This is a genomic window from Streptomyces sp. NBC_00483 (assembly GCF_036013745.1).
GTDB lineage: Bacteria > Actinomycetota > Actinomycetes > Streptomycetales > Streptomycetaceae > Streptomyces.
In genome coordinates, this window is the sequence record NZ_CP107880.1 from 6,564,094 (window position 1) to 6,589,408 (window position 25,315).

Genomic DNA, 25,315 nt, shown 5'->3' on the forward strand with positions numbered 1-25,315 from the left:
CCGTGTGCGATGCTCACCGATGTGGAGACCAGGTCCGTCAGCCCGGTTTTCGTCGGCCGGGCCGACGAACTGGGCGTACTGAACAAGGCCCTTGAGCGGGCCGGAGCCGCCGAGCCGCAGGCGCTGCTGCTCGGCGGCGAGGCCGGTGTGGGCAAGACCCGCCTCATCGAGGAGTTCGCCGCGGCGGCCCGTGAGCGGGGCGCCGTCGTCGTCACCGGAGGCTGCGTCGAGATCGGGGCCGACGGGCTGCCGTTCGCCGCCTTCTCCACCGCCCTGCGCGCCCTGCGCCGCACACTGCCCGCCGAGGTGGACGCGGCGGCCGCGGACCGCGAGGACGAACTGGCGAGGCTGCTCCCCGAGTTGGGCGAGCACGCGGGCCGGGGCCTCGGCGGGCACGGCGACGAGAGCGCGACGGCCCGCCTCTTCGAACTCACCGGGCGACTCCTGGAGCACGTCGCCGCCGAGCACACCGTCGTCGTCATCCTCGAAGACCTGCACTGGGCGGACGCCTCCACCCGCCACCTGCTCTCCTACCTGTTCCGTACGCTGCGCAGCGGCCGCCTCGCCGTCATCGCCAGCTACCGCGCGGACGACGTGCACCGCCGCCACCCGCTGCGCCCCCTGCTCGCCGAGCTCGACCGGCTGCGCACGGTCACCCGCATCGAACTCGGCCGCCTCAGCCGTGACGAGGTGGCCCGGCAGATCGCCGGCATCCTGGCATCGGACCCCGACCCCACCGTCGTGGACGACATCTTCCGGCGCTCGGACGGCAACGCGTTCTTCGTGGAGGAACTCGCCGTGTCCGCCGCCGAGGGCTGCGCCACGGGCCTGACCGACTCGCTGCGCGACGTCCTCCTCGTACGCGTCGAATCGCTGCCCGAGTCCGCCCAGCGCGTCGCCCGGATCTGCGCGGAGGGCGGCTCCACGGTCGAGTACCCGCTGCTCGCGGCCGTCGCCGGGCTCGGCGAGGACGAGCTCATCGAGGCGCTGCGCGCGGCCGTCGGCGCGAACATCCTGCTCGCCTCGCCGGACGGCGACGGCTACCGGTTCCGCCACTCCCTGGTCCGCGAGGCCGTCAGCGACGACCTGCTGCCCGGCGAACGCTCCCGCATCAACCGCCGCTACGCCGAGGCCCTGGAGGCCGACCCGACGCTGGTGCCGGCCGACGCGTGCGTGACGCGCCTGGCCAGCTACTGGTACCACTCCCACGACGCGGCGAAGGCCCTGCCCGCCGTCCTCGACGCCTCCGTGGCGGCCCGCCGCCGGCACGCGTACTCCGAGCAACTGCGGCTCCTGGAGCGGGGGATGGAGCTGTGGGACGGGGCGCCGCCGGAGATCCGCGCCGCGTTGCGCATGGGCGACTACGCCATCGCCTTCAACTCCTGCGGCTGCGACCCCGCCGAGACCCCGCTCGACTACCTCGACCTGCTGTCCGAGGCCGCGGTGGCGGGGCGCCTGTGCGGGGAGCGGGAGCGCGCGCTGAAGATCGGCAAGCGGGCGCTGCGCATCCTGGAGGAGGCCGAGGGGAGCGGGAAGGCGGACCCCTTGCGGGCCGCGTGGTTCCACATCCAGAACTCCAAGATCGCCTCCCATATCGGTCGCGGCGACGGGTGGGACGAGCTCGCCACGGCTCAGGAGCTCGTCCGGGGCCTCCCGCCGTCCGCCGTGCACGCCGAGGTCCTGGTGAACGTGGCCGCCTGGGGCATGCTGCACAGCCCCGGTGCCCAGACCCTTGCCGCCGCCGAGCGAGCCGTCGAGTACGCGCGCATGGTCGACGATGCCGAGGAGATCGAACTCCATGCGCGTCTCGTCCGCGGCGGACTCCTCGTGGACGCGGGTGCCATCGAGGAGGGCTTCGCCGAGATGTACGCGGTCCGCGAGCGCTCCCTGGCACGGGGCATGACCGCCCGCCTCATCAACGTCAATGTCAATCTGCCCTCCCACCTGGAGGGTGTCGGGCGTTCCGCGGAAGCCGCGCGCATCTGCGAAGAGGCCATCGTCCTGTGCCGCCGCTACGGCCTCACGGACAACAAGGGGTGGGTCCGCTCCAATCTGGCCGAGTCCCTGGTCTCCCTCGGCCGCTGGGACGAAGCGGTCGAGGTGGCCGACTGGGTGAGCCGGCGCTTCGGACTCAGCGACAAGCCTCGCGGCACCGCGTGCGCGCACCTCGCGGTGATCGCACTCGGCCGCGGCGCCCTCCAGGCAGCGGCCGACCACCTGGCCGCTGCCAACGGGTACTACGGCGCGCACGACCCGCAGCCCCAGTACACGCTGCCCCGTACGCACCTGACTCTTGCGCTCGCCGCCGCCCAGGGCCGCCTCCCGGACGCCCGCGCCGAGCTCGCCCGGCTGGTCACGGCGGGGCTGCCGCCCTCCATGCACCGCTACCTGTGGCCCCTCCTGCTCACCGCCGCCGCAGCAGAGGCCGACGCCCGTGGTCTGCCCGCCGCCGACGCGGGGCGCGCCGAGGCGGTCGCCCGCATCCGGGACGCCGCCAAGCGCGAGGCCACCCCGGTCCCCGTCTGGGAGGCGCACGAGCAGTGGGTGCGCGCCGAGCTCCTGCGCGCCGAGGGCCACGACACCCCGGACGACTGGTCCGCCACGGTCACCGCGTTCGAACCCCTCGACCGCCCCTACGACCTGGCCCGCGTCCGGCTCCGCCTCGCCGAGTCGCTCCTGGCCACCGCAGGACCGGACGACCGGGAGCGCGCCACCGAGCTCCTCCGGCTCGCCGGCGCCGTCGCCGAGCACCTGGGCGCGCGCCCGCTCGCCGAATCCGTGTCCCTGCTGGCCCGGCGCGCCCGGCTGACCCTTACCTCCGGAACCCCGGCCCGCGTTCCGCCGCGACAGAGCGCCCCGGCCGACCCCGCGCAGGAGTTCGGCCTCACGAGCCGCGAGCGGGACGTGCTGCGCCTGGTCGCGGCGGGGCGCAGCAACCGGCAGATCGCCGAGGAACTGTTCATCTCGCCGAAGACCGCCAGCGTCCACGTCTCCAACATCCTCGCGAAGCTGGGCGTCGCGGGCCGCGGCGAGGCGGCGGCCCTGGCCCACCGCCTGCACCTCTTCCCGTCGGGGAGGGCTCCCGTACGCTGAAGGAGAGGGCCCGGCCGGACCCCGCCCCTGGGAGGCGCCGTGTTCAACATGTTCGAGGAGCTGTTCTCGCCGGGCCGCAAGCACACCAACGACGAGCGCAAGCGCCTGGAGCTGTCCCGCGTCGACCTGAACGACGGAGACCCGGGCCGCGGCCCGATAGACCTCACATCGGGCAAGGTCGTCGTCCGCCCGCCGTCCCAAGAGGACGCACCGGAGACACCCGAGCCGGACGATCCCGCCGCCGAGGGCAAGAGCGACGAGGACGTCAGCTGACCTTCAGCTCCAGGATCCGGTCGTCCCCCTTCTCCGGCGTCCCGCGCGTGTCCGTCTCGCTCGTCACGAGCCACAGCTTGTCGCCGCCCGTCGCGACCACCGTGCGCAGCCGCCCGTACTTCCCCTCCAGGAACGCCTGCGGGTCATGCGCGGCCTTCGAGCCGTCGAGCGGGATCCGCCAGAGCCGCTCGCCGCGCAGCCCGGCCATCCAGATCGAACCCTGGGCGTACGCGATGCCGCTGGGCGAGGCGTCCGCGGTGTGCCACTGGGCGATCGGGTCGTGGTACTTGTCGTCGCCGTTCTTGCCCTCGGCGTCGGGCCAGCCGTAGTTGTCACCCGCCACGATGTGGTTCAGCTCGTCCCAGGTGTCCTGCCCGAACTCCGAGGCCCAGAGCCGCTTGTCCTCGTCCCAGGCCAGGCCCTGCACATTGCGGTGCCCGTACGAGTACACGGGGGAGTCGCCGAAGGGATTGCCCGGCGCCGGCTCGCCCTCCGCGGTCAGCCGGAGGATCTTGCCGCCCGTCGACTTCTTGTCCTGCGCCAGCGGCTTGTCGTACGTCTCGCCGGTCCCCACGTACAGCAGCTTGTCCGGGCCGAACGCGATCCGCCCGCCGTTGTGGTTCGTGCCCTTCGGGATGCCACGGAACACGGTGTCGGGGGCGCCCAGTTGCTCCCCGGAGGGCTTCTTCTCGTCGTAGATCATCCGCACGATGCGGTTGTCCGACTCTGTCGTGAAGTACGCGTAGACCATGTGGTCGGAGGCGTACGAGGGGGAGAGCGCGAGGCCGAGGAGCCCGCCCTCGCCCTCGGGCGCGACGCCCGGCACCTCGCCGAGCACGGTCTTCTTCCCCGTCTTCGTGTCGACACGCGTGATCGTCCCCTCGTCGCGGGACGAGACGAGCAGGTCGCCACCGGGCAGCTCGGCGAGTCCCCACGGCGACTTGAGGCCGTCCGCGACGGTCCGCTCGACGCTCACCGAGCCCTTCGCCGGAGGCACGTCCCCCTTGGGGGACGAGGAGCCCTTCGACCCGCTCGCACTCGGCGCGGACGTCGAGTCCTTGCTCGGCGCGGGGGAGTCGTCACCGGAGGAGCACCCTGCCGTGAGCAGGAGCGCGGCACAGGCGGTGAGGGCCAACGCGGGCCGCACAGCTGAACGTTGCACGATCAGGATCCCTTCGACGCGAAGCTCGGTCGTTCACACACCGCTCTACCGTTCAAACACCTCGGGCGCCGCTCAGGTTCCCGAACTCCGCGCCCCGAACCCGGCGCCCCGAACCCGGCGTCCCGAACCCCGCGCCCCGAACCCGGCCGCTCAGTCCCAGGAGCCCTGCGCCGCCGGAAGCCCCGCGATCTCCGTGAAGTCCTCGTCGGTGAGCCGCAGTTCCGCGGACGCCGCGTTCTCCAGCGCCCAGCGCTCCTGCTTGGTGCCAGGCACCGGCACCACGCCCTCACCTTGCGCCGCCACCCAGGCGAGCGCCACCTGGGCCGGTGTCACGTGCTCACCGTGGCGCGCGGCGATACGGCGCAGGCCCGCCACGATCGGCTGGTTCGCCGCCATCATCTCGGCGGTGAAGCGGGGGTGGCGGGCGCGCAGATCGTCCGGCTCGAAGCCCCCTCCGGGGGTGAGCGTGCCGGTCAGGAAACCGCTGCCCAGCGGCGTCGCGGCGAGGAACCCGACGCCGCGCGCCGCGCACCACGGCAGCAGCGCCCCGAGCGCCTCCGGCGACCACACCGACAGCTCGGCCATGACGGCGCTCACCGGGAACACCTGCTGCACCCGCTCCAACTGGCGGATCGTTCCGGCATGCCGCGCGGCCCGGCCACCGCGCCGCGAGCCCCGCGGGCCCACGGCGCAGAAACCCAGCGAGCGCACCTTGCCCGCGCTCACGAGCTCCGCCATCGCGCCCCACGTCTCCTCGACGGGCACCTCGGGGTCCTCGCGGTGCAGTTGGTACAGGTCGATGACATCGGTCTGAAGGCGCCGCAGCGACGCGTCGCAGGCCCGCTTCACGTAGCCGGGCCTGCCGTTGGCGACGATGTGCTGCTCGCCGACGAGCAGCCCCACCTTCGTCGACACGAAGGCGTCGGCCCGCCGCTCCTTGAGCACGCGGCCGAGCAGCAGCTCATTGGTGAAGGGCCCGTACATGTCCGCGGTGTCGACCAGGCTGCAGCCCCGGTCCAGGGCGGTGTGCAGGGTGCGCAGGGACTCCTCGCCGCGCTGCCGCGAGCCCGTGTACGCCCAGCTCATCGGCATGCAGCCGATTCCGACGGCACCCACGTCGAGGCCCGCCGCACCGATCGCCTTGCGCGCACCACCTTGCTTCACGTGCCCGTGACCCTCCCTGGCCTTCTCCGGCCCCTCCTGCCGAGGTCCCCAACCTAACCTCTGTACCTTCACGTGGCTGACATAGCCTCCTGACCATGACTGGTGATGTGTGGCTGCCCTTCCGCGCCGATGAGATTCCGGGCCTCCCGCAGGTGCTCAACTACCGCTTCTGGAACGGCGAACCCGACTTCCCGGCGGACCCCGCCGACTGCGCGTACTACGTCGTCCCCTACATGAAGCCGCCGGGCCTCGGCGTCCGCCCGATGCCCGAGATGACGTCCCTGCGCGCCGTGCAGACGCTCTCCGCGGGCGTCGACCACGTACAGGGCGGGCTGAAGTACCTGCGCCCCGGCGTCCAGTTGTGCAATGCGCGCGGCGTGCACGACGCCAGCACCGCCGAGCTCGCGCTCACCCTGATCCTCGCCTCCCTGCGCGGCATCCCCGACTTCGTCCGCGGGCAGGACCGCGGCGAGTGGCGCGGCGGTTTCCGGCCCGCGCTCGCCGACAAGCACGTCCTCATCGTGGGGTACGGCGCCATCGGCGGTGCCATCGAGGACCGGCTCACGCCCTTCGAGGTCGCGCGGGTGACACGCGTCGCGCGCTCCGCCCGTACAACGGAGCGCGGGCCCGTGCACCCGCTCACCGAACTGCCGGAACTGCTGCCGGAGGCCGACGTCGTCATCATGGTGACCCCGCTCACCGAGGACACCCGCGGCCTGGTGAACGCCGAGTTCCTCGCGCGCCTCAAGGACGGCGCGCTGCTCGTGAACGTCGGCCGTGGCCCGGTCGTCGACACCAAGGCCCTCCTCGCGGAGCTGGAAACCGGCCGAATCACCGCTGCCCTCGACGTCACCGACCCCGAACCCCTGCCCCAGGAGCACCCGTTGTGGCAGGCTCCAGGGGTGCTCATCTCGCCGCACGTGGGCGGCCCCACATCCGCCTTCCTGCCGCGCGCCAAGCGTCTCCTCGCCGCTCAGCTCACACGGTTCGCGGCGGGGGAGCCGCTCGAGAACGTCGTGCTCACCATCGACGGGGACAGCGACTGACATCCGGTCCCACGCGACCCTGCACACCCCGCAGACCTCGCGAACCACACCGGCCCCTCGGGTAACTCCCGTACGGCCGCATGCCGTTCGACGGGCACGCTGTGCGCCCGCTTGAATGCGCCCTGTGCCCGACCCGCGTCCGCATCGTGCCTGGTCGTCACGGAGAGTAGAGGAACTATGTCCCTGAGTGACGGGACTGGTGTATCGTCCCGACTGGGGCAGCGCCGTGCCAGCACGCGGCGCCGGGGAAGAGTGACGGACTGCGAGGGGGGCGACGGGCGATGCACGGCCTATGGGCGAACGATCCGACGCGGCGCGGCCGACGGCGGTCCTGTGCGGTGACCCGCGCAGCGATGCGGGGCCGAAGTCCGAGCTGTCGCAGGGCACATGTGCATCGAGCGGGCCCGCGCGGCAGTCGCAGAAGGCATCAGCAGGCGGGGCAGGAGAAGGCGGACACGGGAGCCGCCCGGCGGACCTGGGCGGCCCGGTGAGTACGCACCCCACTCCGACGACAGCACTGGGCGCCTCGATGTACTCCGGCGGCCAGGCCCCCGTCCGCGCGCCACAGCGGGGCGGTGCGAGAGCCCAGTTGCTCCTCGCTCTCCTGTGCGCCGGCTTCGCGGTGGGGTCCGCGGTCGGCTGGGGTTCCGACCGACTCGCCCTGATCATGGGCGACTTCGGCCTGAGCCTCGCGGCGGCGATCGCCGCCGTATCGAATTTCGTGTACGCGCGCAGCAGCCGCAGCCGCTTTCGACCCGCCTGGCTCCTGTTCGCGTTCTCCTCGCTCATGGCCAGCTTCGGCAACGGGGTGTGGGGCTGGTACGAGGTCGTTCTGCGCGAGCCGGTGCCGACGCCGAGCCTCGCCGACCTGTTCTTCCTCTGCTTCGCGCCGCCCGCCATCATCGGCCTGCTCGTCCTCGCGCGGCGGCCCGTCACCAAGGCCGGCTGGATCTGCCTCGCGCTCGACGCCTGGCTCATCGCCGGCTCCCTGGTCACCCTCTCCTGGAGCCTCGCCCTCGCGCACACCGCCGAGTTCGAGGGCCAGAGCGTCACCCGCACCGCGCTCTCCCTCGCGTACCCGCTGCTCGACATCGCCCTGGTCAGCATGGTGCTCGCGCTGCACTTCCGGCGCTCTCCCGGGAGTCGTACGGCGGTGAACACCGCGATCGGCGCGCTCGCCCTCACGGTGATGTGCGACGCCCTGTTCACCTCGCCGCTGTTGCACGCCAGCTACCGCTCGGGCGAGATCCTGGACGCCGGCTGGTTCGCCGGCTCGCTGCTGCTCGCGTACGCGCCGTGGGTGGGGACGCGGCGCGGTGTGCGCGAGGAGGAGCACTCGCTCGGGCCGGGCGGCCGCTACCAGGTCAGCTACACGCGGCCGATCTCCGGCTCGCTCGCCGCGCTCACCCCGTATCTGGCCGCCGCCGTCTGCACGTTGGGCATTCTCTACAACCTGCTGGACGGGCACCGGGTGGACCGCGTCGTGCTCTTCACGGCGTGCACGGTCGTCCTCGCGCTCGTCATGCGCCAGGGCATCATGCTGCTCGACAACATCACGCTCACCCAGGAGTTGGCGCAGAAGGAGAACCACTTCCGCTCCCTGGTCCAGGGCTCCAGCGACGTCATCATGATCGCCGCACCGAACGGGACGCTGAGATACGTCAGCCCGGCCGCCGCGGGCGTCTACGGGCGGGATGCCGAGGATCTCGTCGGCTCCGAGCTCGCGTCGATCATCCACCCCGAGGACCTCGGGCGTGTGATGCACGAGGTGCGCAGATTCCTCGCCGCGAGCCAGATCGAGGAGCCCACTACGCGCATCGAATGCCGCTTCCGGTCCGGCACGGGCACCTGGCTGAACGTGGAGTCGACGGTCAACCGCCACCACGGCGGACTGATCCTCAACAGCAGAGACGTGACCGAACGGGTGCGCCTCCAGGCCCAGTTGCAGCACAACGCGGAGCACGACCCGCTGACCGACCTGCCCAACAGGTCGCTGTTCACCAAGCGGGTCGGACAGGCGCTCGCCGGGCGGCGGGCCGGCGACCTGGGCACCGCCGTGCTCTTCATCGACCTCGACGGTTTCAAGCAGGTCAACGACACGATCGGCCACCAGGCGGGCGACGAGCTGCTCGTCCAGGCGGCGAGAAGGCTGGCCGAATCCGTGCGCGCATCGGACACCGCGGCCCGTCTTGGCGGTGACGAGTTCGCGGCGCTGATCGTCGGCGACGGAGGGCGCGACCACGCCGCGAGAGAACAGCAGATCTACGAGCTGGCCGACCGGCTCAGAATCACCCTGTCCCAGCCGTACTCGATCGACCGGCACGACAATGTGCGGGTCGCCGCCTCCATCGGCGTCGCCTTCGCCGAGCCGGACATCGGGGCCGGTGAGCTGCTGCGCAATGCCGACCTGGCGATGTACCGGGCGAAGGCGGCGGGCAAGGGCCGCGTCGAGCTGTACGCGCCGCAGATGCAGGCCGATGTCGTACGCAAGGCGGAGCTGGCGACGCGGCTGCGGTCGGCGCTGCACGAGGGCGAGTTCGCGCTGCTCCACCAGCCGATCGTCTCGCTCGACGACGGCCGGATCACGGCGGTCGCCGCGCAGGCCAGATGGCGCAGCGCGCAGGGCATTCTGTTCACCCCCGCCGAGTTCCTGCGGGTGGCCGACGACAGCGAGCGCACCGCCGAGCTCGGCCGCTGGATGCTGGAGGAGGCCGTCGAGCAGGCCGCCGAGCGCGGGCACAGCGGGCATGCGACGCCGGTCGCCGTGCGGATCAGCGCCCGCAGGCTCCTCGACCGGGCCATGCCGCTCGGCTCGATAGAAGCGCTCCTCACCCGGCACGGGCTGCCCTCGGGCGCGCTCGTGATCGAGCTGGCGGACAGCGACCCCAGAGTCCCGCTGGACGAGCTGGAACGGCGTCTGACGGCGCTGCGCCGCCTCGGCGTCCGGATCGCGCTGGACGGCTTCGGCAGCGGCTATGCGGCCATCACGGCACTGCGCCGCCTGCCCGTCGACGTACTGAAGCTGGACCGCTCGCTGATCGAGGGCGTCGTCGAGTCCGCGCGGCTGCACAAGATCACCAGTGGGCTGCTGCGGATCGCGGGCGACCTCGGACTCAACTCCGTGGCGGACGGCGTGGACCTGCCCGAGCAGGTCGCCGCGCTGCGCTCGATGGGGTGCACGCACGGGCAGGGCATGGCGTTCTCCGGCCCGCTCGACGAGTACCGGCTGCGCCGCGCGCTCACCTCGGGGGAGTACCCGGTCCCCACGGGCCCCGCCGAGCCGGTGTTCGCGGGCTTCACCACGCTGCGCTCACATAATGAGACGCCCGTCCCACCCACTTGACACGCCCTACGCGCCGGGGGGAGGGTCAGTGCCATGCGCACCCGAATTCTCGTACTTGGAAAGCGCGTCGGCTGAAGCTGGGACCACCGGTCAGAACACCGGAAACCCGGCGACCGCACCCGGCGCGCTCCCCTCGCTTGCCTCACGGCACGAGGGGTTTTTTGTTGCACGGGTGCCGGTTCAGAACCGCCGCCAACCGCCCGACACACACGTAAGACCCTGCATAACCCTCGCAAAAACCCTCAGCATCGAGAAGAGAATGCCGATGACCGAGCAGGCCACCGGGGCCAGCCAGCCGCAGCCGCGGCCCCGTTCCGGAGGACAGCAGTCCGCCCCCGTCGAGCACGTCACGGGTGCGAAGTCCCTCATTCGCTCGCTTGAGGAGGTCGGGGTCGACACCGTATTCGGTATCCCCGGCGGCACGATCCTTCCCGCGTACGACCCGATGATGGACTCGAGCCGGGTGCGCCACGTGCTCGTCCGTCACGAGCAGGGTGCGGGCCACGCGGCCACCGGTTACGCGCAGGCCACCGGCAAGGTCGGTGTCTGCATGGCCACTTCGGGCCCGGGTGCGACCAACCTGGTGACGCCGATCGCCGATGCGATGATGGACTCGGTGCCGCTCGTCGCGATCACCGGCCAGGTCGTCTCCAAGGCGATCGGCACGGACGCCTTCCAGGAAGCGGACATCGTCGGCATCACCATGCCGATCACCAAGCACAGCTTCCTGGTCACCAAGGCCGAGGAGATCCCGCAGGCGATCGCCCAGGCGTTCCACATCGCCTCGACCGGCCGCCCCGGCCCGGTCCTCGTGGACATCCCGAAGGACCTCCTGCAGGCGCGGACGACGTTCACCTGGCCGCCGCAGCAGGACCTGCCCGGCTACCGCCCGGTGACCAAGCCGCACGCCAAGCAGATCCGCGAGGCCGCGAAGCTGATCACGAATGCGAAGCGGCCCGTCCTCTACGTCGGTGGCGGCGTCCTCAAGGCGGGTGCCACCGCCGAGCTCAAGATGCTCGCCGAGCTCACCGGAGCGCCCGTCACCACCACCCTGATGGCGCTCGGCGCATTCCCCGACAGCCACCCGCTGCACGTGGGAATGCCGGGCATGCACGGTGCGGTCACCGCCGTCACCGCGCTGCAGAAGGCCGACCTGATCGTCGCCCTCGGAGCCCGCTTCGACGACCGCGTCACCGGCAACCTGGACAGCTTCGCCCCGTTCGCGAAGATCGTCCACGCCGACATCGACCCCGCGGAGATCGGCAAGAACCGCGCCGCCGACGTGCCGATCGTCGGGGACGCCCGCGAGGTCATCGCCGACCTGATCCAGGCGGTCCAGAAGGAGCACAGCGACGGTCACGCCGGCGACTACACCGCCTGGTGGAAGGACCTCAACCGCTGGCGCGAGACGTACCCGCTGGGCTACGACCAGCCCGCGGACGGCTCGCTCTCCCCGCAGCAGGTCATCGAGCGCATCGGCCAACTCGCCCCCGCGGACACGATCTTCGCGGCGGGCGTGGGCCAGCACCAGATGTGGGCCGCGCACTACATCCAGTACGAGAAGCCGGCCACCTGGCTGAACTCGGGCGGCGCCGGGACCATGGGCTACTCGGTGCCCGCCGCGATGGGCGCCAAGGCCGGCGCGCCGGGCCAGACGGTCTGGGCGATCGACGGCGACGGCTGCTTCCAGATGACCAATCAGGAGCTGACCACCTGCGCCCTGAACAACATCCCGATCAAGGTCGCCATCATCAACAACGGCGCCCTCGGGATGGTCCGCCAGTGGCAGACGCTGTTCTACAACCAGCGCTACTCGAACACCGTGCTGCACGCGGGCCCGGACGGCGAGACCCCGCCCAACAAGGGCACCCGCATCCCGGACTTCGTGAAGCTGAGCGAGGCCATGGGCTGCTACGCCATCCGCTGTGAGCGCCCCGAGGACCTCGACAAGTGCATCGAGGAGGCGAACTCGATCAACGACCGCCCGGTCGTGGTCGACTTCATCGTCCACGAGGACGCCATGGTGTGGCCGATGGTCGCCGCCGGCACCTCCAACGACGAGATCATGGCCGCTCGGGACGTCCGCCCCGACTTCGGCGACAGCGAAGACGACTGAGACGCAGAGAGAGACCACGAGATATGTCCAAGCACACGCTCTCCGTCCTGGTCGAGAACAAGCCCGGTGTCCTCGCCCGGATCACCGCCCTCTTCTCGCGCCGCGGCTTCAACATCGACTCGCTCGCCGTCGGCGTCACCGAGCACCCCGACATCTCGCGCATCACCATCGTCGTGAATGTCGAATCGCTCCCGCTCGAACAGGTCACGAAGCAGCTCAACAAGCTGGTCAACGTCCTGAAGATCGTGGAGCTCGAGCCCGACGCGGCCGTGGCCCGCGAGCTGGTGCTCGCCAAGGTCCGCGCCGACAACGAGACGCGCTCGCAGATCGTCGAGATCGTCCAGCTGTTCCGCGCCAAGACCGTGGACGTCTCCCCGGAGGCCGTCACCATCGAGGCCACCGGATCCAGCGACAAGCTCGAGGCGATGCTCAAGATGCTGGAACCCTTCGGCATCAAGGAGCTCGTCCAGTCGGGCACCATCGCGGTCGGCCGCGGCTCGCGCTCCATCACCGACCGGAGCCTGCGGGCGCTCGACCGCACCGCGTGACCGCGCAGCACTCCTGCGCGCCCCTCTCGCATAGCGAGACCTGAAATCTTTCCTTCCGCACCCCGCCGTACGGTGGGACGCAGAACCAGCAATACCGCAAACGAGGAGAACCCCAGTGGCCGAGCTGTTCTACGACGACGATGCCGACCTGTCCATCATCCAGAACCGCAAGGTCGCGGTGATCGGCTACGGCTCCCAGGGCCACGCCCACGCGCTCTCGCTGCGCGACTCGGGTGTCGACGTCCGTGTCGGTCTGCACGAGGGCTCCAAGTCCAAGGCGAAGGCCGAGGAGCAGGGCCTGCGCGTGGTCACCCCGTCCGAGGCCGCGGCCGAGGCCGACGTCATCATGATCCTCGTCCCGGACCCGATCCAGGGCCAGGTCTACGAGGAGACCATCGCGCCGAACCTGAAGGACGGCGACGCGCTGTTCTTCGGCCACGGCCTGAACATCCGCTACGGCTTCATCAAGCCCCCGGCCGGCGTGGACGTCTGCATGGTCGCCCCGAAGGGCCCGGGCCACCTCGTGCGCCGTCAGTACGAGGAGGGTCGCGGCGTTCCGTGCATCGCGGCCGTCGAGCAGGACGCCACCGGCAAGGGCTTCGAGCTGGCCCTCTCCTACGCGAAGGGCATCGGCGGCACGCGCGCCGGCGTCATCAAGACGACCTTCACCGAGGAGACCGAGACCGACCTGTTCGGTGAGCAGGCCGTCCTCTGTGGTGGTACCGCTGCGCTGGTCAAGGCCGGTTTCGAGACGCTGACCGAGGCCGGTTACCAGCCGGAGATCGCGTACTTCGAGTGCCTGCACGAGCTGAAGCTCATCGTCGACCTCATGTACGAGGGCGGCCTGGAGAAGATGCGCTGGTCGGTCTCCGAGACCGCCGAGTGGGGCGACTACGTCACCGGCCCGCGGATCATCACGGACGCCACCAAGGCCGAGATGAAGAAGGTCCTCGCCGAGATCCAGGACGGCACGTTCGCCAAGAACTGGATGGACGAGTACCACGGCGGTCTGAAGAAGTACAACGAGTACAAGACCCAGGACGAGTCCAGCCTCCTGGCGACCACCGGCAAGGAGCTGCGCAAGCTCATGAGCTGGGTGAACGACGACGAGGCGTAAGCCTCCGGACAATGGGCCGCGGTGGACGCCGCGGCCCGTTGTCCATTCCGTCCAGCCTCGGACGAGTGATCCTTCCAGGGAGGCGTAAGCACGGCTCCCTGGCGGCACTACACTGCTGAACACATTCGCGTTGGGCCCACAGCGTCGTGCGTCTTAATCGCGGCAAGCACCCTCCACCGCCTGCGGCCGTCGGGACGGCCGTCCGCATTGGACCTGTGAGGACTCACGTGAGCACTGCTGCCAACGGCAAACCCGTCGTACTCATCGCCGAAGAGCTGTCGCCTGCGACGGTCGACGCCCTGGGCCCGGACTTCGAGATCCGCCAGTGCAACGGCGCGGACCGGGCGGCCCTGCTGCCCGCCATCGCCGACGTCGACGCGATCCTGATCCGCTCGGCCACCAAGGTCGACGCCGAGGCGATCGCCGCCGCGAAGAAGCTGAAGGTCGTCGCACGAGCCGGCGTCGGCCTCGACAACGTGGACGTGTCCGCCGCCACCAAGGCCGGCGTGATGGTCGTCAACGCGCCGACCTCGAACATCGTGACCGCCGCCGAGCTGGCCTGCGGCCTGCTCATCGCCACCGCGCGCAACATCCCGCAGGGCTCGCAGGCCCTCAAGGGCGGCGAGTGGAAGCGCAGCAAGTACACGGGCGTCGAGCTCGCGGAGAAGACCCTCGGTGTCGTCGGCCTCGGCCGCATCGGCGCGCTCGTCGCGCAGCGCATGTCCGCCTTCGGCATGAAGGTCGTCGCGTACGACCCGTACGTGCAGCCCGCGCGCGCCGCGCAGATGGGCGTGAAGGTCCTCTCCCTCGACGAGCTGCTCGAGGTCTCGGACTTCATCACCGTGCACCTCCCGAAGACGCCGGAGACCCTCGGTCTCATCGGTGACGAGGCGCTGCACAAGGTCAAGCCGAACGTGCGCATCGTCAACGCCGCGCGCGGCGGGATCGTCGACGAGGAAGCGCTGTACTCGGCGATCAAGGAAGGCCGCGTCGCCGGCGCCGGCCTCGACGTGTACGCGAAGGAGCCCTGCACGGACTCCCCGCTGTTCCAGTTCGACCAGGTCGTCTGCACCCCGCACCTCGGCGCCTCCACGGACGAGGCGCAGGAGAAGGCGGGCGTCGCCGTCGCCAAGTCGGTGCGCCTCGCGCTCTCCGGCGAGCTCGTGCCGGACGCGGTGAACGTCCAGGGCGGCGTCATCGCCGAGGACGTCAAGCCGGGCCTGCCCCTCGCGGAGCGCCTCGGCCGGATCTTCACCGCCCTCGCGGGCGAGGTCGCGGCCCGCCTCGACGTCGAGGTGTACGGCGAGATCACCCAGCACGACGTGAAGGTGCTCGAACTCTCCGCGCTCAAGGGCGTGTTCGAGGACGTCGTCGACGAGACGGTGTCGTACGTCAACGCCCCGCTGTTCGCGCAGGAGCGCGGCGTCGAGGTCCGCCTCACCACGTCCTCCGAGTCGCCCGACCACCGCAACGTCGTCACGGTGCGCGGCACCCTCGGCAACGGTCAGGAGGTCTCGGTCTCCGGCACGCTCGCGGGCCCGAAGCACCTGCAGAAGATCGTCGCGGTCAACGAGTACGACGTGGACCTGGCGCTCGCCGACCACATGGTCGTCCTGCGTTACGAGGACCGTCCGGGCGTCGTCGGCACGGTGGGCCGTGTCCTCGGTGAGGCGGGCATCAACATCGGCGGCATGCAGGTCTCGCGCGCCGACGTCGGCGGCGAGGCCCTCGCGGTCCTGACCGTGGACGACACGGTGCCGCAGTCGGTGCTGAACGAGCTGTCCGCCGAGATCGGCGCGACCTCGGCGCGGTCGGTCAACCTCGTCTGAGGTTCCTGGGCCGAGTTTGCTGGTCTGATTAGTACGAGGGCCGGGTCACCCACGGGTGACCCGGCCCTCGCGTTTCAGGACGCCTCCGGCTCGATCAGGCCCTCGCGGTACGCGATGCCCACCGCCTCGGTGCGGCTCGCGGCGCCCAGCTTGGCGAGGATGTTCGAGACGTGGACGCTCGCGGTCTTGCCGCTGATGAACAGCTCCTCGCCGATCTGGCGGTTGGTGCGCCCCCGGCCGAGCAGCCGCAGCACGTCGCTCTCCCGGGCGGTCAGTGCGGCGATACGGTCCCCGGCGGCCGGGGCGTCGGCGAGGCGGCCCCGCCTGATCAGGGTGTCCAGGGCCTCGCGCAGCGGCTCGGCGCCGAGCCGTACGGCCGCGTCCCGGGCCGCGTACGCCTGCTCGGCGGCCTCCTCGCGGCGGTCCGCGGTGAGCAGGGCCTCGGCCAACCTCCTCTGGCAGCGGGCCAGTTCGTACGGCTCGCCGTAGTCGAACGCCGTCACGGCCCGTTCCCAGGCCGCGACGTCGGGGCCGGTCGCGGCGCGCACCCGCTCGGCCTCGGCGCGGGCCAGCCAGGCCAGGCCCTCGGGGCCCTGCTCCGTGCCGTCCTCGCCGTGGGCCGCCGTGTCGCGGGCCAGCTCCACCAGCTCGGTCGCGGTCACCGCCCAGCGCTCCGAGCCCGCCGTGTCGCCGGAGAGCCGGGCCTCCTCCGCCGCGTCCGCGACCGCCGCCAGGGCAAGCGCGGCGAGCCGCACCACGGCGTCGGGCCGCGTGCCGCCCGAGACGTCGGTGAGCGACTCGACCGACGCGTGCATCTGTCGTACGCATTCCTCGGCGTCGCCGCGCAGTGCGGCCGCGTCGGTCAGCACGATCGCGGCGACGAGTGCCGCCATCCAGTCGAAGTGATGGTCGAGCAGCCCCCGGGCCCCGGTGACGGCCGCGTCGTACTCGCCGCGGGCCAGGGCCACGTACAGCGCGGGCGCGATCGCGAACCCGCCCGCGGGCGGCAGCAGTTCGGTGTCGGCGGCGGCAGCTCGCGCGCATTCGTCCCAGCGGCCCAGCGTGTAGAGCAGCAGGGACTGCAGGTAGCGCAGTTCGAGGGCGTACGGCGAGGTGAGGAGGCCGCCGCGGCGGGCGAGGTCGAGGCCGTCGGCGATCCAGGGCAGGCAGGCGTCCAGGTCGCCGGACTCGTAACAGCCGATGGCGAGGTTGTAGAGGGCCCGCATCTCCACCGGCAGGTTCCCGGCGCCGCCGGCCAGCTCACGGGCGCCGACCAGTCGGTCCCGGCCCTGCCGCGTACGCCGGTTGTGCGCCTCAAGGCCGACCAGCGAGATCATCAAGTCGGCCCGGGCGTCGGGCAGTTCAAGTCGCTCGGCGATGCCGAGCGCCTGTCGGGCGACGCGCTCGGCGTCCTCGTTCCTGCCCACGTGCCGCGCGGCCATGACGTGGGTCGAGGCCGCCCACACCCAGGTGCCCGAGGGCGGCTCTGCCGGGATCAGTGCCAGCGCCTCGCTGCTGTACGTGAACGCGGCTTCCAGGTGGTCGATCCGGATCAGGTTGCCCGCGAGGGTGTAGCGCACGCGCGCCGCGAGCTCGGAGTCGGCATCGGAGCCGGCCCGGGCGAGCGCGGAGCGGGTGAGCTGGACCGCGCGATGGGGGTCGCCCGCGCGGGCGGCGGCGGCCGAGGCGCGCAGGGTGAGGGTGGCCGTGTCGTCGGCCTCGGGGCGCGCGGACGCGTCCACCACGGCCCACAGTTCGAGCGCTGTCTCCAGGTGCCGCAGCTCCTCGGCGGGCGCGCCGACGCGCTGGGCGTGGTCGGCGGCCTCGAGGGAGGCCGCGAGGGCGTCGGCCAGGTCGTGGCTCTCGCGCGAGTGGTGGGCGCGCTCCGCCGCGCTCTGCGGTGAACGGCCCTCGCCCGCGAGGAGCGCGGCGAACCGCCCGTGCAGCCTGACCCGTTCACCGGGCAGCAGATCCGCGTACACGGCCTCGCGGGTGAGGGCGTGCCGGAACGAGTACGTGGCGTCGTCGCCCGGCACGAGGAGCTGGCGTCCGACGGCCTCGCGCAGCGCCGACTCCAGCTCCTCCTCGGGCAGTTGGACGGCGGACCGCAGCAGCTCGTGCCCGACCCGGCGGCCCGCGACGGCCGCCGTGCGCAGCACCTGCTGGGCGGTCTCGGTGAGTTGCTCGATCCGGATGAGCAGCACGTCGGCCAGGCCGCTGGGCATGGTGGGGGAGTCGGCCCCCTCGTCGTCGCCGGGCAGCGCGGCGAGCAACTCCTCGGCGTAGAAGGCGTTTCCCTCGGCGCTCTCGACGATGCGGCGGACGGTGCTGTCGGGCACGGGTCCTGTGCGGCGGGCGCGCACGAGGCGGGCCATGTCCGCGTCGGCCATCGGACGCAGGTCGAGACGGTCGACGGCAGGCAGCCTGATCAGCTCGGCGAGCAGTGGCCGCAGGGGGTGGCGGCGGTGCAGGTCGTCCGCGCGGTACGAGGCGAAGACGGCGAGGCGGCGGGGCGGGCCGCCCGGCGCGGGCCGTTGCAGGACGCCCCGGCTGAGCAGGAAGCGGAGCAGGTCGCGGGAGGACTGGTCGGCCCAGTGGAGGTCCTCGACGACCAGGAGGAGCGGGGTCAGGTCGGCCAGGTCGGCGAGGAGTCCCGCGACGCCCTCGAAGAGTTGGAGGCGGCTGCCGGGGTCGGGCGCGGGGCCTGCCCCCGAGGCCGCGCCGATGAGCCGGTCCACCGCGGGGTACGCGGCGAAGGCCGGGGCGAGCCGCTCGTCGGCGGCCGCAGCGCCGAGGATCTCCGTGAACGGGAGGTACGGCAGGCCCACGTCGCCGAGGTCCACGCAGTGGCCGGTGAGGACGGTCAGGCCGGTGGCGGCGGCGTGTGCCGCGGCCTCCGTCAGCGCCCGGGTCTTGCCGACGCCGGCGTCCCCGGCGACCAGGACGGCGCGCGGGTCGCCGGCCGCGGCCCGCTCCAGGACGCCGGTGAGCCGGGCGAGTTCGTCCGCCCGGCCGATGAACGGCGTATCGAATGTCTGAGCCACGGGGCCATCCTGGCACGGTCCGGCGGCGTCATCCCTGGCTACAGGCTTCCGCCTTCCGGGCTCCCTGTGCGGCGATGCCGGGCGGGCCGGAGTGTTCCGGTCCGCCCGGCATCGCATCGTGACCGGTGGGTGGCTGTCGGAGCGGTCAGAGCCGTGAGGCTGTCGGCGTCGTCAGACCGTCGCCTTCTCGTCCGGCGCCGCCGCGGGGGCCCCGGCCTCGTGGTCCGCCGTGTCCTCGCGCACCGTCACCTTGCGCAGGGTCGCCACGGAGAGGACCGCGGCGGCCAGGAGCACGACCGCCCCCGCGATCGCCGCCGCCTGCATGCCGTTGGTGAAGGCCTCCCGTGCGGCGGTCGTCAGGGCCCGGCCCGCGTCGCCCGGCAGCTGCCCGGCGACCGCGAGGGCGCCGCCCAGCGTCTCGTGGGCCGCGGCCGGGGCGTCGGCGGGGACGCCGTGGCGGTAGACGGCCGTGCCGATGGAGCCGAGGACCGCCATGCCGAGGGCGCCGCCGAACTCGGCTCCCGTCTCCAACAGGGACGCGGCGGAGCCGGAGTTGGCGGTCGGGACGGTGCCGAGCGCCAGGTCCATCATCTGGGACATCACGGTGACGATGCCGGAAGCGAGGACGCCGGCGCCGGCCAGGACCAGCCAGAGCGAGTCGGTGCCGGTGAAGGCCAGCAGCGCGTATCCGCAGGCGGCGACGGTGAAGCCGCCGGCGACGACATGGGCGCGGTGCACGCCCTTCGCGACGAGCTGCGCGGCGACGGGGGCCGCCACGCCGACCATGACCGTGGGGAGCAGCGACCAGAGCGCGGCCGCCATGGAGCTCTTGCCGAGCACGGACTGCAGGTACTGGGTGGTGAAGTACGCCGAGCCCATCATGCCGAAGGACGAGACGAGGTTCAGGACGACGCCGGGGGCGAAGCCGCGGCCGCGGAACAGGGCGGGGGAGATCAGCGGGGACTTGACGGTGCGCTGGCGGTGCACGAACAGGGCGGCGAACAGCAGCCCCACGGTGATCGAGAGGACGTACCGCACGTTCCAGCCCTCGGACGGGATCTCCTTGATGCCGTAGATGACGGGCAGCACGGCGGCCATCGACAGCGGCACGCTCAGCAGGTCGAAGCGGCCGGGCTCCGGGTTCTTGGACTCCGGCAGCAGGACCGGGCCGAGGACCAGGAGCAGCACCATCGCGGGCAGGTTGACAAGGAAGACCGACCCCCACCAGAAGTGCTCGACGAGGATGCCGCTCATCACCGAGCCGAGCGCGATGCCGCCGGTCATGACGCCGGACCACATGCCGATCGCCTTCACGCGCTGGCCGGGGTCGGTGAACATCGTGCGGACGATCGCCATGGTGGACGGCATGAGCGTCGCGCCGCCGACGCCGAGGAGCGCGCGGGCGGCGATGAGCGTCTCGGCGCTGTTCGCGTACGCGGCGAGGACGGAGGCGGTGCCGAAGGCGGCGGCGCCGAACAGTAGCAGCTTGCGGCGCCCGATGCGGTCGCCGAGCGAGCCCATGGTCATCAGCAGGCCGGCGAGCACGAACGCGTAGATGTCGAAGATCCACAGCTGTTGGGTGCCGCTCGGCTCCAGGTCGGCGCTGATCTGGGGGATCGCGAAGTAGAGGACGGAGACGTCCATCGAGACCAGGAGCAGCGGAAGCATCAGCACGCCGAGGGCGGTCCACTCGCGGCGCCCCGCAAGGGTTTCGGCGGGTGGGGTGGTGCTCGTCGGGTTCGTCATGGCAGGAACTGTACGAGCGTCTTAAACGGTTGTCTAGTACGTTTGTGTAAGACGGTCGTCATGGACGGTCGTCATGGACGGTCGTCATGGACGATCGTGTAAGACAGTCGTTTAAGACAGCCGTCTGGAATCTGGGTAGGGTGGGGCCATGGGACACCGCGAAGATCTGCTCGAAGGCGCCAAGCGCTGCCTTCTGGAGAAGGGGTTCGCGCGCACGACGGCGCGCGACATCGTCAAGGAGTCCGGGGCGAACCTGGCGTCGATCGGCTACCACTACGGGTCGAAGGACGCGCTGCTCGCGCAGGCCTACCTCGCCCTGGTGGAGGAGTCGTCCGACGTCTTCGACCAGGGCGGTTTCAAGGCCCCGGCCGGTTCGCTGGAGCGCTTCCAGGAGGTCTGGGGGAACGTCATCGAGAGCCTGGGCAAGCCCGACTCCATGTGGTACCTGGGCATGGAACTCGTGGTGCTGGGCGACAAGTTGCCCGCCGTGCGGGAGATCGTGGGCAAGGCGCAGAGCGAGGGCGGCCGCGGGACCATCCCCATGTTCATGGGTGGCGAGGAGCCGCCTGCCGACCACCCCGCCGTCGACACTCTCGGCAAGCTCTACATGACGCTGATGACCGGGCTCATCGCCGAGTACATGCTCGACCCGGAGAGCGCGCCCAGCGCCGAGGAGCTCACCGAGGGGATGCGTCGGTTGATCACGGCCGCGCAGGCCACGGAGTCCTCACAGTCGTGACGCCTTCAACCCCATGTGCAGCAGCAGCCGGTCCTCGCCCTCGTCCAGGTCGAGGCCGGTGAGCTGTTCCACCCGTGACAGGCGGTAGTACAGCGTCTGGCGGTGGATGCCGAGGGCCGCGGCCGTGCGGCCCGCCTGGCCCGCGCAGTCGAGGAACACCTCGGCGGTGCGCGCCAGTTGACGGTGGGTGGGGGAGAGCAGGGGCGCGACCGCGGGGTCGTGCGCGGCCTCCGCGGGGAGCGCGGTCAGCAGCCGGTACGGGCCGATCGACGACCACTGCGCGTCGGGGCCGAGGTGCGGGTCGGCCAGCGCCGCGCGCGCCGCGGCCGTCGCCTCCTGCCAGGCCGTGGCCAGTTCGGCGAGGTCGTCACGCGCGGCGCCGACGCCCGCCGCCACCGGGGAACCCGCGCGGGCGCGCAGCTTCGCCGCCGCGGTCAGCGCGGGCTCCAGGGCCTCGCGCGAGCGCAGCCGCACCAGCAGGGCGAGGCACTGGCCCGTCACCCCCCACGGAACCGTGCACAGCGCGTCCGCCGCCGGGACGGTGCGTACCGAAGGAGCGTCGTCGGGGTCCGCCGACGGCCACGGCGCGACGCAGACCACCGTGTGCAGGCCCGGTGCCCGGTCGCCGAGCGCCGTGCGCAGCGCCGCCACCGCCATGTCCCGCTGCCAGCCCCGCTCCGCCGTGAGCACGGAGTGGAACTCGCGGGTCAGGTCCGCGCCCGCCTGCGCCTCGTCGGCGAGCTGCGCGCCGATCCGGCCCGCCACCGCCATCGCCGCATCGAGCTGCTCCTCCGTGGGACCCGGATCGTCGTCGAGCAGCCATACGTAGCCGAGGACGAAACCGTGATGGCGTACGGGCAGACAGATGCGGCCGCGGTAGACGCCGGCCTCCGGGGTCGCCGGGATCCGGACCGGCTCCTTGGCGCTCGCGATGCCGAAGCCCTCGAACCAGGAGCGGACCGCCGAGGTCGAGCCGCGCGTCAGGATCGAGCGCGTGCGCACCGGGTCGAGCGCCGCCTCGTCGAAGCCGTCGGTGTCGTCGTCGGCGCTGGCCTGGGCGCCGAAGGCGATGAGGCGGAAGTCGCGGTTCTCGAGGGTCGCCGGGGCGCCGAGCAGCGCCGAGATCTCGTCGACCAGCTCCTGGTAATCACCTTTCACCCCGCCATTCTCACCCATCACGGACCCCTCTTCATACAGATGTCTGAGGTGGGGGCCACAGATGCGTGACAGGTGTCGATGGCACAGGATCGGAGGGATCCTTAGATTTCTGAGTGGTTCTCCGTGCCGTCCCGTTACGCACGGAAATGGACCTTTTGACGTACTGAATCAGTGGTCCGTTCCCACCCGCTCTCAACTCGTGATCCGTGGAGGTGCCCCGTGCTGGCTCCCTTGATCCTCGCCGCGTCGCGCAGCGACAAGATGCGCGCTTTCGTGTCGGCGGCGCCGGGCACCAAGCAGGTCGTCGACCGCTTCATCGCCGGTGAGTCGGTCGACGACGTCGTGCCGATCATCGAGGACGCCGCCGCCAAGGGACTTGAGGTCACGCTCGACGTCGTCGGTGAGGACATCACCACCGTCGAGCAGTCGCAGGCCGCGCGCGACGCCTATCTGGACCTGGTCGAGCGCCTGAAGGACCTGGGCCTCGGCACGAAGGCCGAGATGTCCGTGAAGCTGTCGATGTTCGGCCAGGCGCTGGAGGGCGGCCACGAGCTGGCCCTCGCCAACGTACGGCCCGTCGTCGAGGCCGCCGCGAAGATCGGCACCACGGTCACCCTCGACGCCGAGGACCACACCACCCTCGACTCGATGTTCGCCATCCACGAGGAGTTGCGGAAGGACTTCCCGCAGACGGGCTGCGTCATCCAGGCGTACCTGTTCCGCACCGAGGACGACGCCCGCCGCCTGGCCGCCGCCGGCAGCCGCGTGCGCATCGTGAAGGGCGCCTACAAGGAGCCCGCCGAGGTCGCGTACCAGGACAAGGCCGAGATCGACAAGGCGTACGTGCGGATCATGCGCATCCTCATGGAGGGCGCCGGGTACCCGATGATCGGGTCCCACGACCCGCGGCTCGTGGCCATCGCCCAGGAGCTCGCGCGGCAGGCCGGGCGCAAGCTGGACGAGTACGAGTTCCAGATGCTGTACGGGATCCGCAGCGACGAGCACCTGCGGCTCGCCGCCGAGGGGCACCGGATGCGTGTCTACACCGCGTACGGCACCGACTGGTACGGATACTTCATGCGCCGCCTCGCGGAGAAGCCGGCCAACCTTCTCTTCTTCGCCCGCTCGGTCCTCACCAAGGGCTGACCCCCAGGGCCGAACCCCAGGGCTGACCCTCTGGGCACGACCCAACCAAGCTTCCCGTTCCGTCCCCAACTCCCCGACCCCCGAAGGAGATACGGACCCATGACCCTCGACGCCGTGACCCAGGTCCCCGCCCCGGTCAATGAGCCGGTGCACGGCTACGCCCCCGGTTCCCCGGAGCGTGCCCGCCTGGAGGTCAAGCTCAAGGAGCTGGCCGAGAACCCGATCGAGCTGCCCTGCACCATCGGCGGCGAACGTCGTTTGGGTGGCGGCGAGCGCTTCGACGTCGTGCAGCCGCACAACCACAAGTCCGTCATCGGTACGTACGCCAACGCCACCGAGCAGGACGCCCAGGACGCGGTCGACGCCGCCCTGGCCGCGGCCCCGGCCTGGCGCGCGACGTCCTTCGACGACCGCGCCGCGATCATCCTGCGCGCCGCCGAGCTGCTGTCCACGAAGTGGCGCGAGACGCTGGCCGCCTCGACGATGCTCGGCCAGTCGAAGACCGCGCAGCAGGCCGAGATCGACACTCCCTGTGAGCTCATCGACTTCTGGCGCTTCAACGTCCACTACGCCCGCAACCTGCTCGCCGAGCAGCCGCCGGCGAACTCCACGGGCGTGTGGAACCGCATGGACCACCGCCCGCTGGAGGGCTTCGTCTACGCGATCACGCCGTTCAACTTCACGGCCATCGCGGGCAACCTGCCGACCGCGCCCGCGCTGATGGGCAACGTCGTCGTCTGGAAGCCGTCCCCGACGCAGACCCACGCCGCCGTGCTGCTGCTGCAGCTCCTGGAGGAGGCCGGTCTTCCGAAGGGTGTCATCAACCTGGTGACGGGTGACGGTCTGGCCGTGTCCGAGGTGGCGCTCAACCACCGTGACCTGGCTGGTATCCACTTCACCGGTTCGACCAAGACCTTCCAGCACCTGTGGAAGACGGTCGGCAACAACATCGAGAAGTACCGCACCTACCCGCGTCTCGTCGGCGAGACCGGCGGCAAGGACTTCGTCGTCGCCCACCCGAGCGCCGACCGCGCCGTCCTCAAGACGGCCCTGACCCGTGGCTCCTTCGAGTTCCAGGGCCAGAAGTGCTCCGCGTCGTCGCGTGCGTACATCCCGGCCTCCATCTGGAACTCCGGTTTCAAGGAGGAGTTCGCGGCCGAGGTCGACGGCATCACCATGGGTGACGTCACCGACCTGTCGAACTTCATCGGCGCCGTCATCGACGACCGCGCGTTCGCCAAGAACAAGGCGGCGATCGACCGGGCGAAGTCCGACGAGTCCTGCACGATCGTCGCCGGTGGCACGTACGACGACTCCGTCGGCTACTTCGTGCGTCCGACGGTCGTCGAGTGCTCGGACCCGGCCAACGAGGTGTTCTCCACGGAGTACTTCGGCCCGTTCCTCGCCGTGCACGTCTACGAGGACGACCAGTACGACGCCATGCTGGAGCAGATGGAGTCGGCCTCGGACTACGCGCTGACGGGCTCGGTCATCGCGAACGACCGTGCGGCCGCGGCCCACACGATGGAGAAGCTCCGGTACGCCGCGGGCAACTTCTACATCAACGACAAGTCGACCGGGGCGGTTGTCGGGCAGCAGCCGTTCGGTGGTGGGCGTGCGTCCGGTACGTGTGACAAGGCGGGGGCGCCGCAGAACCTGCAGCGTTGGACGCTGACGCGGGCGATCAAGGAGACGTTGGTTCCGCCGACGGACTACGTGTACCCGCACATGGGCTGAGCGCCTCTGTAGCGGTGCCGCCCCCGGTCGAGGTGTTCCCTCGGTCGGGGGCGG

General features: G+C 71.3%; 16 protein-coding genes. 11 read left to right on the top strand and 5 right to left on the bottom strand.

Annotation, left to right across the window (positions count from 1 at the left end):
• Positions 1 to 9: 9 nt before the first annotated feature.
• Together OHA73_RS29565 and OHA73_RS29570 are read left to right on the top strand one after the other, a co-directional pair.
• Positions 10 to 3,093: a helix-turn-helix transcriptional regulator gene (locus OHA73_RS29565; RefSeq protein WP_443063145.1), complete on the top strand. Its 3,084-nt coding sequence runs from the start codon at positions 10 to 12 to the stop codon at positions 3,091 to 3,093.
• 39 nt (positions 3,094 to 3,132) lie between these two features.
• Positions 3,133 to 3,366: a DUF6191 domain-containing protein gene (locus OHA73_RS29570; RefSeq protein ID WP_266714387.1), complete on the top strand. Its 234-nt coding sequence runs from the start codon at positions 3,133 to 3,135 to the stop codon at positions 3,364 to 3,366.
• On the opposite strand, the gene OHA73_RS29575 is transcribed toward OHA73_RS29570, so the two are convergent.
• Both OHA73_RS29575 and OHA73_RS29580 read right to left on the bottom strand, forming a co-directional pair.
• The gene (locus OHA73_RS29575; RefSeq protein WP_327656551.1) at positions 3,359 to 4,528 is read right to left on the bottom strand and encodes a PQQ-dependent sugar dehydrogenase; all 1,170 of its coding nucleotides are present in this window, start codon (positions 4,526 to 4,528) and stop codon (positions 3,359 to 3,361) included. The genes OHA73_RS29570 and OHA73_RS29575 overlap by 8 nt on opposite strands.
• Before the next feature lie 150 nt (positions 4,529 to 4,678).
• A complete protein-coding gene (locus tag OHA73_RS29580; protein WP_266714391.1) occupies positions 4,679 to 5,692 on the bottom strand; it encodes an aldo/keto reductase in 1,014 nt (337 codons plus the stop codon).
• Positions 5,693 to 5,787: 95 nt separating this feature from the next.
• Here OHA73_RS29580 and OHA73_RS29585 point away from each other — a divergent pair, with 95 nt between their 5' ends.
• From OHA73_RS29585 to serA, 6 genes are all read left to right on the top strand, one after another.
• A complete protein-coding gene (locus tag OHA73_RS29585; RefSeq protein ID WP_327656552.1) occupies positions 5,788 to 6,738 on the top strand; it encodes a 2-hydroxyacid dehydrogenase in 951 nt (316 codons plus the stop codon).
• 529 nt (positions 6,739 to 7,267) lie between these two features.
• Positions 7,268 to 10,081 (top strand): putative bifunctional diguanylate cyclase/phosphodiesterase, encoded by a 2,814-nt coding sequence (locus OHA73_RS29590; protein WP_266718900.1) that lies wholly within the window; start codon positions 7,268 to 7,270, stop codon positions 10,079 to 10,081.
• Positions 10,082 to 10,346: 265 nt separating this feature from the next.
• Positions 10,347 to 12,197, top strand: coding sequence for an acetolactate synthase large subunit (locus tag OHA73_RS29595; RefSeq protein WP_266714395.1), 1,851 nt, complete (start codon positions 10,347 to 10,349; stop codon positions 12,195 to 12,197).
• A gap of 23 nt (positions 12,198 to 12,220) precedes the next feature.
• Entirely contained in the window at positions 12,221 to 12,745 is a 525-nt protein-coding gene (ilvN, locus tag OHA73_RS29600) for an acetolactate synthase small subunit (RefSeq protein ID WP_266714397.1), read from the top strand.
• A 115-nt stretch (positions 12,746 to 12,860) separates the two neighbouring features.
• The gene (gene ilvC, locus OHA73_RS29605) at positions 12,861 to 13,862 is read left to right on the top strand and encodes a ketol-acid reductoisomerase (protein WP_266714399.1); all 1,002 of its coding nucleotides are present in this window, start codon (positions 12,861 to 12,863) and stop codon (positions 13,860 to 13,862) included.
• Positions 13,863 to 14,089: 227 nt separating this feature from the next.
• Positions 14,090 to 15,691, top strand: coding sequence for a phosphoglycerate dehydrogenase (gene serA, locus OHA73_RS29610; RefSeq protein ID WP_266714401.1), 1,602 nt, complete (start codon positions 14,090 to 14,092; stop codon positions 15,689 to 15,691).
• 74 nt (positions 15,692 to 15,765) lie between these two features.
• Here the strand turns inward: serA and OHA73_RS29615 are convergent, their stop codons facing one another.
• Both OHA73_RS29615 and OHA73_RS29620 read right to left on the bottom strand, forming a co-directional pair.
• Positions 15,766 to 18,735: a helix-turn-helix transcriptional regulator gene (locus tag OHA73_RS29615; RefSeq protein WP_327656553.1), complete on the bottom strand. Its 2,970-nt coding sequence runs from the start codon at positions 18,733 to 18,735 to the stop codon at positions 15,766 to 15,768.
• A 171-nt stretch (positions 18,736 to 18,906) separates the two neighbouring features.
• Positions 18,907 to 20,481, bottom strand: coding sequence for an MFS transporter (locus OHA73_RS29620; RefSeq protein ID WP_327656554.1), 1,575 nt, complete (start codon positions 20,479 to 20,481; stop codon positions 18,907 to 18,909).
• Positions 20,482 to 20,629: 148 nt separating this feature from the next.
• Here OHA73_RS29620 and OHA73_RS29625 point away from each other — a divergent pair, with 148 nt between their 5' ends.
• Positions 20,630 to 21,220 (top strand): TetR/AcrR family transcriptional regulator, encoded by a 591-nt coding sequence (locus OHA73_RS29625; protein ID WP_266714407.1) that lies wholly within the window; start codon positions 20,630 to 20,632, stop codon positions 21,218 to 21,220.
• On the opposite strand, the gene OHA73_RS29630 is transcribed toward OHA73_RS29625, so the two are convergent.
• Complete coding sequence (locus OHA73_RS29630; protein ID WP_327656555.1) at positions 21,209 to 22,396, bottom strand: PucR family transcriptional regulator; 1,188 nt, start codon at positions 22,394 to 22,396, stop codon at positions 21,209 to 21,211. The genes OHA73_RS29625 and OHA73_RS29630 overlap by 12 nt on opposite strands.
• A gap of 201 nt (positions 22,397 to 22,597) precedes the next feature.
• Between OHA73_RS29630 and OHA73_RS29635 the strand changes: the two genes are divergently transcribed.
• Together OHA73_RS29635 and pruA are read left to right on the top strand one after the other, a co-directional pair.
• Positions 22,598 to 23,524 carry a proline dehydrogenase family protein gene (locus OHA73_RS29635; protein WP_267069141.1) on the top strand — a complete coding sequence of 309 codons (927 nt, stop codon included), beginning with the start codon at positions 22,598 to 22,600 and terminating at the stop codon, positions 23,522 to 23,524.
• Between the two features lie 99 nt (positions 23,525 to 23,623).
• On the top strand, positions 23,624 to 25,261 hold the full coding sequence (pruA, locus tag OHA73_RS29640; RefSeq protein ID WP_266714413.1) for an L-glutamate gamma-semialdehyde dehydrogenase: 1,638 nt from the start codon (positions 23,624 to 23,626) through the stop codon (positions 25,259 to 25,261).
• Positions 25,262 to 25,315: the final 54 nt, after the last annotated feature.